This window comes from Streptomyces sp. NRRL S-1022 (assembly GCF_000720135.1).
Classification (GTDB): Bacteria; Actinomycetota; Actinomycetes; order Streptomycetales; family Streptomycetaceae; genus Streptomyces.
In genome coordinates, this window is sequence record NZ_JOIU01000020.1 from 75,306 (window position 1) to 87,658 (window position 12,353).

Sequence of the window (12,353 nt, forward strand, 5' to 3'; positions counted from 1 at the left end):
CGAGGGGGTCTCTCCATGAGCACCAAGGTCTCGGACCACATTCTTGAGCGGTTGCGCGCTTGGGGCGTGGAACAGGTTTTCGGCTATCCGGGTGACGGCATCAACGGGCTGCTCGCCGCCTGGGGCCGGGCCGAGGACCGGCCGCGGTTCATCCAGTCCCGGCACGAGGAGATGTCCGCGTTCGAGGCGGTGGGGTACGCGAAGTTCAGCGGCCGTATCGGGGTGTGCGCGGCGACGTCCGGACCGGGTGCCATCCATCTGCTGAACGGGCTGTACGACGCGAAGCTGGACCACGTGCCGGTGCTGGCGATCGTCGGCCAGACCGACCGGACCGCGATGGGCGGCTCGTACCAGCAGGAGGTCGACCTGCACACGCTGTACAAGGACGTCGCCTCGGAGTTCGTGGAGACGGTGACGGTGCCCGAGCAGCTGCCGAACGTGCTGGACCGGGCGATCCGTACGGCGTACGCCCGGCGCTGTCCGACGGCGGTGATCATCCCGGGTGATGTGCAGGAGCTGGACTACTCGCCGCCGACGCACGAGTTCAAGATGGTGCCGTCGAGTCTGGGGATGAGCGACTTCACGGCGACCCCGACGGACGAGGCGCTGCGCCGGGCGGCGGACGTGCTGAACGCGGGCGACAAGGTGGCCGTGCTGATCGGGCAGGGTGCCGCGGGTGCGGTCGCGGAGGTCCGGGAGGTCGCCGAGCTGCTCGGTGCGGGCGTGGCGAAGGCCCTGCTCGGCAAGGATGTGCTCAGTGACGAGCTGCCGTATGTGACGGGGCCGATCGGGCTGCTGGGGAGCCGGCCGTCGTACGAGCTGATGCGGGACTGCGACACGCTGCTGACGGTCGGTTCGTCGTTCCCGTACACGCAGTTCATGCCGGACTTCGGCAAGGCGCGCGGGGTGCAGATCGACATCGACGCGCACATGATCGGTATGCGGTACCCGTACGAGGTGAACCTGGTCGGTGACGCCCGCGCGACGCTGCAGCGGCTGATTCCGCTGCTGAAGGCGGAGGGGCGCGGACGCGAGTGGTACGACACGGTGTGCGCGAACGTGAAGCGCTGGCACGAGACGATGGAGCGGCGGGCCGGGCTGGCGGCGGATCCGATCAACCCGGAGTACGTGGCGCGGGCGCTGGATCCGCTGCTGCCGGACAACGCGATCCTGACGTCGGACTCCGGTTCGGTGGCGAACTGGTACGCGCGGCACATCACGATGCGCCCGGGCATGCGGGGTTCGCTGTCCGGGACGCTGGCGACGATGGGCCCGGGTGTGCCGTACGCGATCGGGGCGAAGTTCGCGCACCCGGACCGGCCGGTGGTCGCGCTGGTCGGGGACGGTGCGATGCAGATGAACGGCCTGGCGGAGATGATCACGGCGGCGAAGTACCAGGACCGCTGGTCGGATCCGCGGCTGGTGGTGGCCGTGTGGAACAACCAGGACCTGAACCAGGTGACGTGGGAGATGCGGGCCATGGAGGGTGCTCCGTCGTTCCTGCCGTCGCAGTCGATCCCGGACGTGCAGTACGCGGCGTTCGCCCGGTCGCTGGGCCTGACCGGGATCCGGGTGGAGAAGCCGGAGGACGTGGAGTCGGGCTGGCGGGCCGCGCTGGCCGCGGACGGGCCGGCGGTGATCGAGTTCCTGACCGATCCCGCGGTGCCGCCGATCCCGCCGCACGCCACCTGGGAGCAGATGGAGGCGACGGCCGCGTCGATCCTGAAGGGGGACGCCGACCGGGGTTCGATGATCAAGCGGGGACTGAAGGCGAAGGTGCAGGAGTTCCTGCCCGGCCGGGACAAGCAGTGACCGTGCGGCAGGACTTCCGTGTCGGACGCGCGGCACCGGGTACGCGGTGTGGACCTTCGACCCTCTGGAGGACAGACATGCAGCGAGGCAGTGACCGGCTGAGCGTCCACCGGGACGACGAGATGAAACACGAACTGCAGGGGTTGCTCCGGTCCGGCCATCCCACGCGCGTGGAGGAATGGCACGACCCGGAGCCGGCCGCGGACGACGATCCGGAGGTGTGGAGCGGCCCGGTGGGCGGTCTGGGATCTGCGGCGTCGCTGGAGCGGACCCGGCTGGAGCTGGCCCGGCACCTGAGTCGGCACGCGTTCCCCGCGAAGCCGGGCGAGCTGGCCCGGGCGCTGCGCCGGGGCAACGCGCCGGGCGGGCTGGTCGACGCGGTGGCCGGGCTGCCGCACGGGGAACAGTACGAGAACGTGCAGCAGCTGGCCGAGGCGCTGGTGGGCGGCGCGTGAGCGGGAGCCGGTCGGCACGGATCGCGCGGGGCACCACGGACGACGTGGGGGAAGCCACCACGCGGTTTCTGCTGTACGGGCTGCTGCCCGGGTGGCTCGTGCCGGGGCTCGCCGACTGGGCGATGCACCGGCGCACCCGGATCGAGGACACGGCGGGGACGCGGGAGTCCCTGATCCACGCGCTGATGATGGCCGAGGTGGGCGCGCCGATCGCGCTCACCTTGCGGTACGAGGTCAATCCGCTGCTGCTGTCGGTGCAGCTGGGGGCGGCGGCGGTGCACGAGGCGACGGCGCTGTGGGACGTGCGGACGGCCGTGCACAGCGACCGGGAGGTCAAGCCGGTCGAGCAGCACATCCACAGTTTTCTGGAGTCGCTGCCGTTCGGCGGACTGGCGTCGCTGATGTGCCTGCACGCCGGTCAGGTGCGCTCGCTGCTGCGGGGCGGACGCGGGGATCCGGACGCGTGGCGTCTGGTGCCGCGCCGGCGCCCGCTGCCGGCGGGGTACCTGGCGGCCGTCGGGGTCGCGGTCGGCGTGGGTGTGCTGCTGCCGTACGGCGAGGAGCTGGTGCGGTGCCGGCGGGCGGCGCGGGCGCGTAAGCGGCGTGCCCGCGCCCACCGGGCGGTGCTGCGGAGAGTGAAAGGAAGTTGAGGATCATGCGTATCGCGTTTCTGGTGGCGCCCGAGGGCGTCGAGCAGGTCGAGCTGACCGAGCCGTGGAAGGCGGCTTCGGACGCCGGGCACGAGCCGGTGCTGGTGTCGACCGAATCAGGGAAGATCCAGGCGTTCAACCATCTCGACAAGGCGGACACGTTCCCGGTGGACGAGGTGGTGGGTGAGACGTCGGCCGGGTCGTTCGGCGGCCTGGTGCTGCCGGGCGGCGTCGCGAACCCGGACTTCCTGCGGATGGACGAGAAGGCCGTCGCGTTCGTGCGGGACTTCTTCGAGCAGGGCCGTCCGGTCGCGGCGATCTGCCACGCCCCGTGGACGCTGGTGGAGGCGGACGTCGTACGCGGCCGGGTGCTGACGTCGTGGCCGAGCCTGGCGACGGACATCCGCAATGCCGGCGGCACCTGGGTGGACGAGCAGGTGAAGATCTGCGACCACGGCTCCAACCAGTTGGTGACGAGCCGCAAGCCGGACGATCTGAAGGCGTTCTGCGAGGCGTTCGTGCACGTGTTCGCCGGCGAGGCCGGCTGACCCGGCCGGGGTGCGCAGCGCCCTGTGCAGGGCCCGCTGCCCGCAGAGGGAAGGGCCGGCCCGTCACCGGGCCGGCCCTTCCTCGTGCCGTGGGGAAGCCGCGCGGGCCTGGCAGCGCGGGCCTTTCCACGGGGCCGGTCAGGTGCCGGGGGTGCCCGGCGTCGCCGCCTCGCTGCTGCCGCGTTCGCGGGCGCCCTCGCGGGTGCGGGCCGCGCTCACCAGGCGGCGGGGATTGCGGCGCAGGTACTCGCCCTCCAGCTGTGCCATGCGCTCGTTGTGGGCCCGCAGCGCGTCGTTGGAGCCGTACAGGAGTGTGTCGTGGCGCGTGCGGTGGATCGTCTCCAGCTCCTTCATGAGCTGCTGGTCGTCCAGCCGGCTGGGGTCGACTCCGGTCATCGTGGTGCCCCGCTCGTCGTGTTCGTTCATGGGCTTCGAGTACCCGCCCGGCACGCACTGCCCCGGGATTTCCGGGAGGACATCTTGTGGGGCCCGCGTTCCTGCATCCACTGTACGAACATCCCGGGTCCCGGGCCCGTGCGGGCGGCCGGGGAGCCGGAGGACACCCGTGCCCGGCCCGTGCGGGAGCGGGTGCCCGGGCTACCGGGCCCGTTCGACGCGCCGTTCGTCCCAGACCGGCTCCGGGGTCTCGCGGACCCGGCCGTCGGAGCCGAAGACCAGGAAGCGGTCGAAGGAGCGGGCGAACCAGCGGTCGTGGGTGACGGCGAGGACCGTGCCGTCGAAGGCCTCCAGGCCCTCCTGGAGGGCCTCGGCGGACTCCAGGTCGAGGTTGTCGGTGGGCTCGTCCAGCAGCAGCGCGGTGGCGCCGGCCAGCTCCAGCAGCAGGATCTGGAAGCGGGCCTGCTGGCCGCCGGAGAGCCGGTCGAAGGCCTGTTCGGCCTGCTGGGTGAGTTCGTAGCGGCGCAGCCGGGACATGGCCGCGCCCCGGTCCTGGGCGTGTTCCTTCCAGAGGATGTCGAGGAGGGTGCGGCCCCGCAGCTCGGGGTGGGCGTGGGTCTGCGCGAAGTGCCCGGGCACCACGCGGGCGCCTAGTTTCCACTCCCCGGTGTGGGCGACGTCGTCGCCGGCCAGCAGGCGCAGGAAGTGGGACTTGCCGGAGCCGTTGGAGCCGAGGACGGCGACCCGTTCGCCGTAGAAGACCTCCAGGTCGAAGGGCTGCATCAGGCCGGTCAGTTCCAGGCCCTGGCAGGTGACGGCGCGCACGCCGGTACGGCCGCCCTTCAGGCGCATGGTGATGTCCTGCTCGCGGGGCGGCTCCGGCGGCGGGCCGGCCTCCTCGAACTTGCGCAGGCGGGTCTGCGCGGCCTGGTAGCGGGAGGCCATCTCGTGGCTGACGGCCGCGGCCTGACGGAGGTTCAAAACGAGCTTCTTCAGCTGGGCGTGTTTCTCGTCCCAGCGGCGGCGCAGCTCCTCGAAGCGGGCGAAGCGTTCCCGGCGGGCCTCGTGGTACGTGGCGAAGCCGCCGCCGTGCACCCAGGCGTCGGCGCCGGCCGGGCCCGGTTCGACGGAGACGATCTTCTCGGCGGCGCGGGCGAGGAGCTCGCGGTCGTGGGAGACGAACAGGACGGTCTTGCGGGTCTCCCGGAGCTGCTCCTCCAGCCACCGCTTGCCGGGCACGTCGAGGTAGTTGTCGGGCTCGTCCAGCAGCAGGACCTCGTCGGTGCCGCGCAGCAGTGCCTCCAGCACGAGCCGTTTCTGCTCGCCGCCGGAGAGGGTGTGCACCTGACGCCACTGGGCGCGTTCGTAGGGGACGCCGAGCGCGGCGGTGGTGCACATGTCCCACAGCGTCTCGGCCTCGTAGCCGCGGACCTCCGCCCAGTCCGCGAGGGCCTGCGCGTAGGCGAGCTGGGCGGTCTCGTCGTCGACGGTCATGAGGGCGTGCTCGGCCCGGTCGACGGCCTGCGCGGCCTCCCCGATGCGGGGCGGGGCGACGGACACCAGCAGGTCCCGTACGGTCGTCTCGTCCCGTACGGAGCCGATGAACTGACGCATCACGCCGAGGCCGCCGCTGACGGTGACGCTGCCGCCGTGCGGCTTCAGCTCGCCGGAGATCAGCCGCAGCAAAGTGGTCTTGCCGGCGCCGTTCGGCCCCACCAGGGCGACGGCGGCGCCTTCGCCGACCCGGAAGGACACGTCGCCGAGGAGCGTCCTCCCGTCGGGGAGGTGGTACTCCAGGTGAGCGGCTTCCAGATGTCCCATGGGGAGGCATTGTGCGAGGTGGAAGGGGCCGGGGGCAAACGCATATCCGGGTTCTCCTCCCCCGGCCGGTGTTCGGCGGGCACAAGAAACGGGCGCCGCAGGGTAAGCGCACCCCATGAGCCCAGACCTGGACCTGACCGTGCCCGCGACCGCCGCCCGGACCCCGCTGCGCAGGCTGCTCGAAGCCGACGGCCGGCTGTTCGACGCCGCCGCCGCCTGGAACTGGCCCGGCGCCGAGCGCGTCCTGCCCCGCCTGAGCCGCAGCGCCAACCACGGGGTGCTGTGGTTCGCGACGGCCGCCGCGCTGGCCGCCAGCCGCACCCCCCGGGCCCGCCGGGCGGCGGTCCGGGGCCTGGCCTCGCTCGGCCTGGCGTCGCTGACCATCAACACGCTCGGCAAGCGCTCGGTGCGCCGGGCCCGGCCGGTACTGGATCCGGTACCGCTGGTGCGGCAGCTGAAGCGGCAGCCGATCACCACGTCGTTCCCGTCCGGGCACGCGGCGTCCGCGGCGGCCTTCGCGACCGGGGTGGCGCTGGAGTCGCCGGCGTGGGGTGCGGCGGTGGCGCCGGTGGCGTTCTCGGTGGCGGCGTCCCGGGTGTACACCGGTGTGCACTTCCCGAGCGACGTGCTGGCGGGGGCGGCGCTCGGCGCGGGCGCCGCGTTCCTGGTACGGCGCCTGGTGCCGACCCGCGCCCAGCTGCTCCGGCCCGCCCGGTCCCGGGCCGAGGTGCCGGCGCTGGCCGAGGGCGAGGGCCTGGTGATGGTCGCCAACCAGGGGTCGGGGACCGCGGAGCGGGTGCGGGCGCTGCAGGACGCGCTGCCGCAGGCGGAGATCGTGGAGTGCGCGCCGGAGGAGATCGGCGACGAGCTGGCGAAGGCGGCGGCCCGGGCACGGGTGCTCGGGGTGTGCGGCGGCGACGGCACGGTGAACGCGGCCGCCATGGTCGCGCTGCGGCACGGCCTGCCGCTCGCGGTGCTGCCGGGCGGCACCCTCAACCACTTCGCCTACGACCTGGGCGTGGAGGACGAACGCCAGCTGGCCCGGGCGATCCGGCACGGCGAGGCGGTCCGGGTGGACGCGGGCCGGTTCGCCACCCGGGACACCGAGGGCCTGTTCCTCAACACGCTCAGCCTCGGCGTGTACCCGGAACTGGTCCGCGCCCGGGACCGCTGGTCGAGCCGGATCGGCGGCTGGCCGGCCGGGCTGCTCGGCGCGCTGCGCGTGCTGCGCGCCGACCGGCATCCGCTGGAGGTGGAGGTGGGCGGTGAACGGCGGCCGCTGTGGCTGCTGTTCGTCGGCAACGGCGTCTACCACCGCATGGGTCTCGCGCCGGGCCGCCGTACCGATCTGGCGGACGGCCTGCTGGACGTGCGGGTGGTGCACGGCAGCCGCAGGCCCGCGCTGCGGCTGCTCGCGGCGGCCGCGGCGGGTCCGCTGACCCGGTCGCCCGCGCACGCGGCGGTGCAGGTGAACCGGCTGCGGCTGACCGGCATCGCCCCGGACACCCCGCTGGCGTACGACGGCGAGGTCACGTCGGTGTCGGGCGAGGTGACGCTGGAGAAGCTGCCGGAGGCGCTGACGGTCTACCGGCCACTGAATCCAGGATTCTGAGGACCGGCCGGCTGCGTCCCGCAGACGGCCGACCGTCGACCGGATCCCGAAGACGGCCGACTGACGACCGGATGCTGTAGACACGCGGACGGTCGACTGGATGCTGAAGACACGCGGACGGCGGCCGGTCGACTGGATGCTGAAGACACCGGACGGCGAGTCGGCTGGATGCCGGAGACGCGGCGGCACCGGTCGACTGCATACCGAGCAACAACGTCTGGTCGACCGGATACCGGAGACATCCGTCCGTCCACATGACGAAACGCGGGTCTCAAAATACGGCATGCACGCGTACGGTGAAGGCGTGCCGGCGGACGGATGGTCCGGCCGGTCCGCCTGACCATGGTGAAGGGGTACAGCCATGCCGGAAGCGCAGGAGACCGCCGTCTACACGCACGGGCACCACGAGTCCGTGCTGCGTTCGCACACCTGGCGGACGGCCGCCAACTCCGCGGCCTACCTGCTCGGCGCGCTCAAGCCGCACATGCGGATCCTGGACGTCGGCTGCGGTCCCGGCACCATCACCGCGGACCTGGCGGAGCTGGTCCCCGACGGCCGGGTCACCGGTGTCGACCGGGCGTCCGGTGTCCTGGAGCAGGCCCGGGCCACCGCCGCGGCCCGCGGTCTGACGAACGTGGACTTCGCGGTGGCCGACGTGCACGCCCTGGACCACCCGGACGACACCTTCTGCGTGGTGCACGCCCATCAGGTGCTCCAGCACGTCGGCGACCCCGTGCGGGCGCTGCGTGAGATGCGCCGGGTGACGAAGCCGGGCGGGTTCATCGCCGTGCGGGACGCGGACTACGCGGCGATGACCTGGTACCCGGCGGTGCCCGGGCTGGACGACTGGCTGGACCTGTACGAGCGGGTGGCCCGGGCCAACGGCGGGGAGCCCGACGCCGGGCGCCGGCTGGCGGCGTGGGCGCGGGCTGCCGGTCTGAGGGACGTCACGGCCACGTCCAGCACGTGGACGTTCGCCGCTCCCGGGGAGCGGGCCTGGTGGAGCGGCCTGTGGGCGGACCGCACGGTGGCTTCCGACTACGCCGGCCGGGCCACCGCGGGCGGTCACGCCACGGCGGAGGACCTGGAGGCGGTGGCGGAGGCCTGGCGGGAGTGGGGACGGCGGGAGGACGGCTGGTTCGCGGTCCTGCACGGGGAGATCCTGTGCCGGAAGGAAGCCTGACCCGCGGTTGCCGTGGCCAGATCGGGAGGCCGGAGGGCCGGATCGGAAGGCCGGGGGCCGGATCGGGAGGCCGGATGCCGGGGACCCGCTGCCCGGGAGACGGTGTCTCACTCGCGGGGCAGCAGCGGTCCCAGGGGTCCGAGGTCCAGGTTGAGGTCCTCGGGCCGCAGGCCGTAGCGGTCCCGCAGCTCGGCCATCCGGTCCTCCAGCAGCATCAGGGTGAGCCCGATCCGCTCCTCCTGCTCCTCGGTCAGCTCGCCGGTGTCGAAGCGCCGTACGGCCTGCCGTTCCATCAGCTGGCGCAGCAGCTCGACCACGGTGAGGACGAGTTTCACCAGGTCGCGTTCGACGGTGTCGGGCTCCAGGTCGAGCCGGTTGCTCCGGCTCCGGGCGGTCATGTGAGCTCCTCGAAGGGTGACGGTACCTGCGCGTTCACCGAGCTGATCAGCGCGTTCAGGTCGATCCGGACGAGGTCGACGTCCGCGATGCGCAGCGTGATGTCGCCGGTGAGGACGACGCCGCCGGCCAGCAGCCGGTCCAGCAGGTCCACCAGCGCGATCTCGCGGCGTTCGACGACGGTCACCGGCTCTCCCCCGCTTCCGTTGCGGACTGTGCCGCGGTCTCCTCGCCGGAGAACGAGTACGCCGCCCAGGGGCCGGTGAGTTCCACCCGCATTCCCGGGGCCTCGTCCTTGGTGCGGTCCACGAGTTCGACGAACTCCTCGGAGTGCGCGCGGGGCACCAGGTAGGCGGCGTTGAGCACGTTCTGGCCCGGTGTTCCGGAGAGGGCGGAGTTCTGCGGGCGGTGGATCCGGAACTCCTCGGCCTGTTCGGCGAGGCGCTCGTGCAGGGAGTGGGCGAACCGTTCGGCCCGCTGCCACCTCTCCTCCTGCTCGTGGCTGTGGCGGCGCCGGCTGCGCAGGTAGTCCCGTCCGCTGGCGGGCCGTGCGGCCGTGGCCGGGACGGGTTCGGCGGGCTCGGGCTCCATGTACACTTTCACGCCCCATTCCACGCGGCCGTGCAGCCGGTCGAGCAGGCGGCGGAAGTCCTCCTCGCGGGCTTCGATCATGGTGCGTACGGCGCTGTCGTTGCGGAAGACGGTGGCGAGCCGCAGCGGCAGCGGGGTGGTGACGGTGGTGAGCGCGTCGACCACGCCCTGGTGGGCGCGGGCGGTGGCGGCCAGCCAGTCCAGGTTCTCCAGGTTGGACTTCAGCGCGTCCTCGCTGAAGTCCGCCTCGGGGACCGTGCTGACCACCGCCACCAGTCCGTGGTGGTGCAGCAGCGCCGGCGGGGCGCCGGCGACGCCGGTCAGCTCGGCCTGTAGGGGTGTCCCGAAGGGGCGGCAGACGGCGTACACGTATCGCAGTCCGATCATGGTGCCTCCTTCGAGGTGCGGCCCGACTCGATTTCCTCCAGCCGGGCGAGCCGTTCGCGCAGCTCGGCGTTCTCCCGGGTCAGCTCGTCGCGGCGGGCCCGGGAGGAGAGCGCCGGATCGGTCTCCCACCAGTCGATCCCCATCTCCTTGGCCTTGTCGACCGAGGCGACGATGAGCCGCAGTTTGATGGTGAGCAGTTCGATGTCGAGCAGGTTGATCCTGATGTCACCCGCGATGACGATGCCCTTGTCGAGCACCCGCTCCAGGATGTCGGCCAGGTTCGCCCCCGAGCCCTGGCCGTAGGGCTCGGGGAACCGGCCGGCTTCGGGGAAGCGACTCGTCATCGACGGCCCCCGCGCTCCGCGTACTCGGGTTCCTCTTCCTGTTCTTCCTCTTCCTCGGGTCCTTCCTCTTCCTCTTCCTCGGGTTCCTCTTCGTCCTCGTACTCGCCCTCGTACGTGTCTTCGTCGCCCTCGGCCCGGCCTTCCTCCTCGGGCTCCTCCTCGCCTTCCTCCTCGGCCTCGTCCTCGTAGGGCTCCTCTTCCTCCTCTTCCTCCTCCTCGTCGTACTCGCCCTCGTAGGGCTCCTCTTGCTCTTCCTGGCCCTCTTCGCCCTCGCCCTCGGTGCCCTCTTCGTCCTCGGGCTGCTCTTCCTCGGGCTGCTCTTCGTCGGGCTGCTCCTCGTCGGGCTGCTCCTGCTCCGACTCCTGCTCCGACTCCTCCTCGGCGATGGCGTCCTCGTGGCTGCGGACCACCTCGCCGTCACGGATCTCGCCGCGCCAGCTGTCCTCCGCCTCTCCCTTGATGGTGATGAAGCGGGCGAAGTTCTTCAGGTCCAGCCGGGCCCGGCGGCCCTGGGCGCGCCAGATGTTGCCGGTCTTCTCGAACAGGCCGGTCGGGTAGTACTCCATGACGAGCAGGACCCGGGTGAGGTTCTCCTCCAGCCGGTGGAAGGAGACGACGCCCTTGGTGGTGCCCTTGGCGCCCTCCGAGGTCCACTGGATGCGGTAGTCGGGTATCTGCTCGGTGGTCTTCGCCTTCCAGCTGCGGGTGGACCAGAAGACCTTCGCCTGCCAGTCGGAGTGGGTGTCGTCGGCGCGGTTGGCGCTCTTGACGCCCTTGGCGAAGGTGGAGAAGGACTGGTACTGGGTCCACTGGTCGTAGGCGGTGCGCTGTGGCACGCCGACGTCGACGGACTCCAGGATGACGGTGGGCTTCTTGCCCGCGCCGCTCTTCTTGCCCTTGCCGCCCCCGAGGCTCTTCAGCGCACCCATGACGTTCTCCTTGGCGCGGGAGGCGCCCAGTTCGACGGCGGTGCGCACCGGGCCCTTGCCCTCGGCGATTTTGCGTCCGCCTTCGAGGGCGAGTTTGGCGAAGCCCGGGCTGTTGCCCTCAGCGATGTCGTTGAGTTTGCCGGTGGTCTCGCCGAGCTTGCGGCCGAGGCCCGTCAGCATGCGCTGGGCCTGCGCGGACAGGTACTCCTGTACTTCTTCCTTCAGCCGGTCGGCCGCCTCACTGTGCGCGAGGTTGCTGAGCGGGCCGCCGCTGGCGTTCCCCGTGGCCTTGCCGGCCGCCGTGTCGGTCATCGGTCATCGCCGCCTTTCGACTGCCGGGAGGCGGCGCCGGAGGCCGCGTCCCCAGCCGAACCCGTCTTCTTCGCGGTCGTCTTGCGGGCCGCGCTCGCCTTCTTGGCCGCCGTCTTCTTCGCGGGGGCCGTCTTCTTGGCCGCGGCCTTCTTCTTCGCGGGGGCCTTGCGGGCCGGTTCCCGGTCGCGCGGTTCCCCGTCGCGGGACTGCTTCTCGCGCCGGTCGTCGCCGCGGTCGCCGGCGGAGCCCTGGCGGCCCTCGTCTTCCTGGCGGCCTTCCTCCTCGCCGTCCTCCTCGTCCGGTTCCTCGTCGGAGCCGGACGGCACGATGCCGGACAGCTGGTCGCGGACCTGTGCCGTACGGCCGTGCAGCCGGTCGGCGAACGCGTTCAGCTGGCGCTCGGCGACCGCGCCGGAGGCGGCCTTGCCGACGCCTCGCAGGTCCTGGCGCAGCTGGTCGCCTATCTCCTTGAACTGCGGGTTGTTCTTCAGCTGCTGGTTGACCAGGTCCGCGACCATCCGCGGACTGAGGTTCAGCTTCTTGCCCGCCACGAGGGAGCCGACCGCGAGGGCCATTTTGAGTTTTTTGGTGCGTCCGAGCAGGTATCCGGCCCCTACGGCGAGGCCCATTGCGGTTCGGTTCATGTCACGTCCCGTTGCCTGTGTTGTCGCCGGAGCGCATAGCGGTCTCCAGCCGGTCGAGAAGTTCGTCCTCGCGCTGGTCGAATTCCTCCGCGGTGATCTCGCCCGCCTCCAGCTGCTCTTCGAGGCGGGCGAGTTCGGCCCGTACGGTGGCGGGGTCGTAGTAGATCCGCTCCGCCTCGCGGAGCACGTGCCTGATGGCCCATGCACTGCCCCGCACGGGTGCGAACGGCAGCATCAGCACTTCGCCTATCAGCCCCACGGTGTTCTCCTTTC

At 71.8% G+C, this 12,353-nt stretch carries 15 protein-coding genes; 6 read left to right on the forward strand and 9 right to left on the reverse strand.

Annotated features, from left to right (window positions below):
- Window positions 1-15 precede the first annotated feature (15 nt).
- The 4 genes from IG05_RS0127680 (at window position 16) to IG05_RS0127695 (ending at window position 3,465) form a co-directional block, all read left to right on the forward strand.
- The gene (locus IG05_RS0127680) at window positions 16-1,812 is read left to right on the forward strand and encodes a thiamine pyrophosphate-requiring protein (RefSeq protein WP_030346732.1); all 1,797 of its coding nucleotides are present in this window, start codon (window positions 16-18) and stop codon (window positions 1,810-1,812) included.
- 77 nt (window positions 1,813-1,889) lie between these two features.
- Complete coding sequence (locus tag IG05_RS0127685) at window positions 1,890-2,267, forward strand: DUF2795 domain-containing protein (RefSeq protein ID WP_030346733.1); 378 nt, start codon at window positions 1,890-1,892, stop codon at window positions 2,265-2,267.
- A 44-nt stretch (window positions 2,268-2,311) separates the two neighbouring features.
- Window positions 2,312-2,917 carry a diguanylate cyclase gene (locus IG05_RS0127690; protein WP_420707631.1) on the forward strand — a complete coding sequence of 202 codons (606 nt, stop codon included), beginning with the start codon at window positions 2,312-2,314 and terminating at the stop codon, window positions 2,915-2,917.
- 5 nt (window positions 2,918-2,922) lie between these two features.
- The gene (locus IG05_RS0127695; protein ID WP_030346735.1) at window positions 2,923-3,465 is read left to right on the forward strand and encodes a type 1 glutamine amidotransferase domain-containing protein; all 543 of its coding nucleotides are present in this window, start codon (window positions 2,923-2,925) and stop codon (window positions 3,463-3,465) included.
- A gap of 138 nt (window positions 3,466-3,603) precedes the next feature.
- Here IG05_RS0127695 and IG05_RS0127700 read toward each other — a convergent pair whose 3' ends face one another.
- Window positions 3,604-3,891, reverse strand: a complete 288-nt coding sequence (locus IG05_RS0127700; RefSeq protein WP_030346736.1) for a DUF6158 family protein — start codon at window positions 3,889-3,891, stop codon at window positions 3,604-3,606.
- 171 nt (window positions 3,892-4,062) lie between these two features.
- Window positions 4,063-5,682: an ABC-F family ATP-binding cassette domain-containing protein gene (locus IG05_RS0127705; RefSeq protein WP_030346737.1), complete on the reverse strand. Its 1,620-nt coding sequence runs from the start codon at window positions 5,680-5,682 to the stop codon at window positions 4,063-4,065.
- A 115-nt stretch (window positions 5,683-5,797) separates the two neighbouring features.
- Between IG05_RS0127705 and IG05_RS0127710 the strand changes: the two genes are divergently transcribed.
- Together IG05_RS0127710 and IG05_RS0127715 are read left to right on the forward strand one after the other, a co-directional pair.
- Window positions 5,798-7,294 carry a bifunctional phosphatase PAP2/diacylglycerol kinase family protein gene (locus IG05_RS0127710; RefSeq protein ID WP_030346738.1) on the forward strand — a complete coding sequence of 499 codons (1,497 nt, stop codon included), beginning with the start codon at window positions 5,798-5,800 and terminating at the stop codon, window positions 7,292-7,294.
- A gap of 361 nt (window positions 7,295-7,655) precedes the next feature.
- Window positions 7,656-8,477, forward strand: coding sequence for a class I SAM-dependent methyltransferase (locus tag IG05_RS0127715; RefSeq protein ID WP_030346739.1), 822 nt, complete (start codon window positions 7,656-7,658; stop codon window positions 8,475-8,477).
- A gap of 107 nt (window positions 8,478-8,584) precedes the next feature.
- Here the strand turns inward: IG05_RS0127715 and IG05_RS0127720 are convergent, their stop codons facing one another.
- The 7 genes from IG05_RS0127720 to IG05_RS0127750 are packed head-to-tail and all read right to left on the reverse strand — an operon-like array spanning window position 8,585 to window position 12,339.
- A complete protein-coding gene (locus IG05_RS0127720; protein WP_030346740.1) occupies window positions 8,585-8,875 on the reverse strand; it encodes a gas vesicle protein K in 291 nt (96 codons plus the stop codon).
- Window positions 8,872-9,060 (reverse strand): gas vesicle protein, encoded by a 189-nt coding sequence (locus tag IG05_RS0127725; protein WP_030346741.1) that lies wholly within the window; start codon window positions 9,058-9,060, stop codon window positions 8,872-8,874. The genes IG05_RS0127720 and IG05_RS0127725 overlap by 4 nt, the downstream gene beginning before the upstream one ends.
- Window positions 9,057-9,851, reverse strand: coding sequence for a GvpL/GvpF family gas vesicle protein (locus tag IG05_RS0127730; protein WP_030346742.1), 795 nt, complete (start codon window positions 9,849-9,851; stop codon window positions 9,057-9,059). Before IG05_RS0127730 ends, IG05_RS0127725 begins: the two co-directional genes overlap by 4 nt.
- Window positions 9,848-10,195 carry a gas vesicle protein gene (locus IG05_RS0127735; RefSeq protein ID WP_030346743.1) on the reverse strand — a complete coding sequence of 116 codons (348 nt, stop codon included), beginning with the start codon at window positions 10,193-10,195 and terminating at the stop codon, window positions 9,848-9,850. Before IG05_RS0127735 ends, IG05_RS0127730 begins: the two co-directional genes overlap by 4 nt.
- Window positions 10,192-11,436 (reverse strand): SRPBCC family protein, encoded by a 1,245-nt coding sequence (locus IG05_RS0127740; protein ID WP_030346744.1) that lies wholly within the window; start codon window positions 11,434-11,436, stop codon window positions 10,192-10,194. Before IG05_RS0127740 ends, IG05_RS0127735 begins: the two co-directional genes overlap by 4 nt.
- Window positions 11,433-12,080 (reverse strand): hypothetical protein, encoded by a 648-nt coding sequence (locus IG05_RS0127745; RefSeq protein WP_030346745.1) that lies wholly within the window; start codon window positions 12,078-12,080, stop codon window positions 11,433-11,435. Before IG05_RS0127745 ends, IG05_RS0127740 begins: the two co-directional genes overlap by 4 nt.
- Window position 12,081: 1 nt before the next feature.
- Window positions 12,082-12,339 carry a gas vesicle protein GvpG gene (locus tag IG05_RS0127750; protein ID WP_030346746.1) on the reverse strand — a complete coding sequence of 86 codons (258 nt, stop codon included), beginning with the start codon at window positions 12,337-12,339 and terminating at the stop codon, window positions 12,082-12,084.
- Window positions 12,340-12,353: the final 14 nt, after the last annotated feature.

Coding starts and splice junctions, on each gene's coding strand:
- IG05_RS0127700 (WP_030346736.1), bottom strand. CDS start 3,891: ATGAACGAACACGACGAGCGGGGCACCACGATGACCGGAGTCGACCCC.
- IG05_RS0127705 (WP_030346737.1), bottom strand. CDS start 5,682: ATGGGACATCTGGAAGCCGCTCACCTGGAGTACCACCTCCCCGACGGG.
- IG05_RS0127730 (WP_030346742.1), bottom strand. CDS start 9,851: ATGATCGGACTGCGATACGTGTACGCCGTCTGCCGCCCCTTCGGGACA.
- IG05_RS0127680 (WP_030346732.1), top strand. CDS start 16: ATGAGCACCAAGGTCTCGGACCACATTCTTGAGCGGTTGCGCGCTTGG.
- IG05_RS0127685 (WP_030346733.1), top strand. CDS start 1,890: ATGCAGCGAGGCAGTGACCGGCTGAGCGTCCACCGGGACGACGAGATG.
- IG05_RS0127745 (WP_030346745.1), bottom strand. CDS start 12,080: ATGAACCGAACCGCAATGGGCCTCGCCGTAGGGGCCGGATACCTGCTC.
- IG05_RS0127740 (WP_030346744.1), bottom strand. CDS start 11,436: ATGACCGACACGGCGGCCGGCAAGGCCACGGGGAACGCCAGCGGCGGC.
- IG05_RS0127695 (WP_030346735.1), top strand. CDS start 2,923: ATGCGTATCGCGTTTCTGGTGGCGCCCGAGGGCGTCGAGCAGGTCGAG.
- IG05_RS0127720 (WP_030346740.1), bottom strand. CDS start 8,875: ATGACCGCCCGGAGCCGGAGCAACCGGCTCGACCTGGAGCCCGACACC.
- IG05_RS0127735 (WP_030346743.1), bottom strand. CDS start 10,195: ATGACGAGTCGCTTCCCCGAAGCCGGCCGGTTCCCCGAGCCCTACGGC.
- IG05_RS0127715 (WP_030346739.1), top strand. CDS start 7,656: ATGCCGGAAGCGCAGGAGACCGCCGTCTACACGCACGGGCACCACGAG.
- IG05_RS0127710 (WP_030346738.1), top strand. CDS start 5,798: ATGAGCCCAGACCTGGACCTGACCGTGCCCGCGACCGCCGCCCGGACC.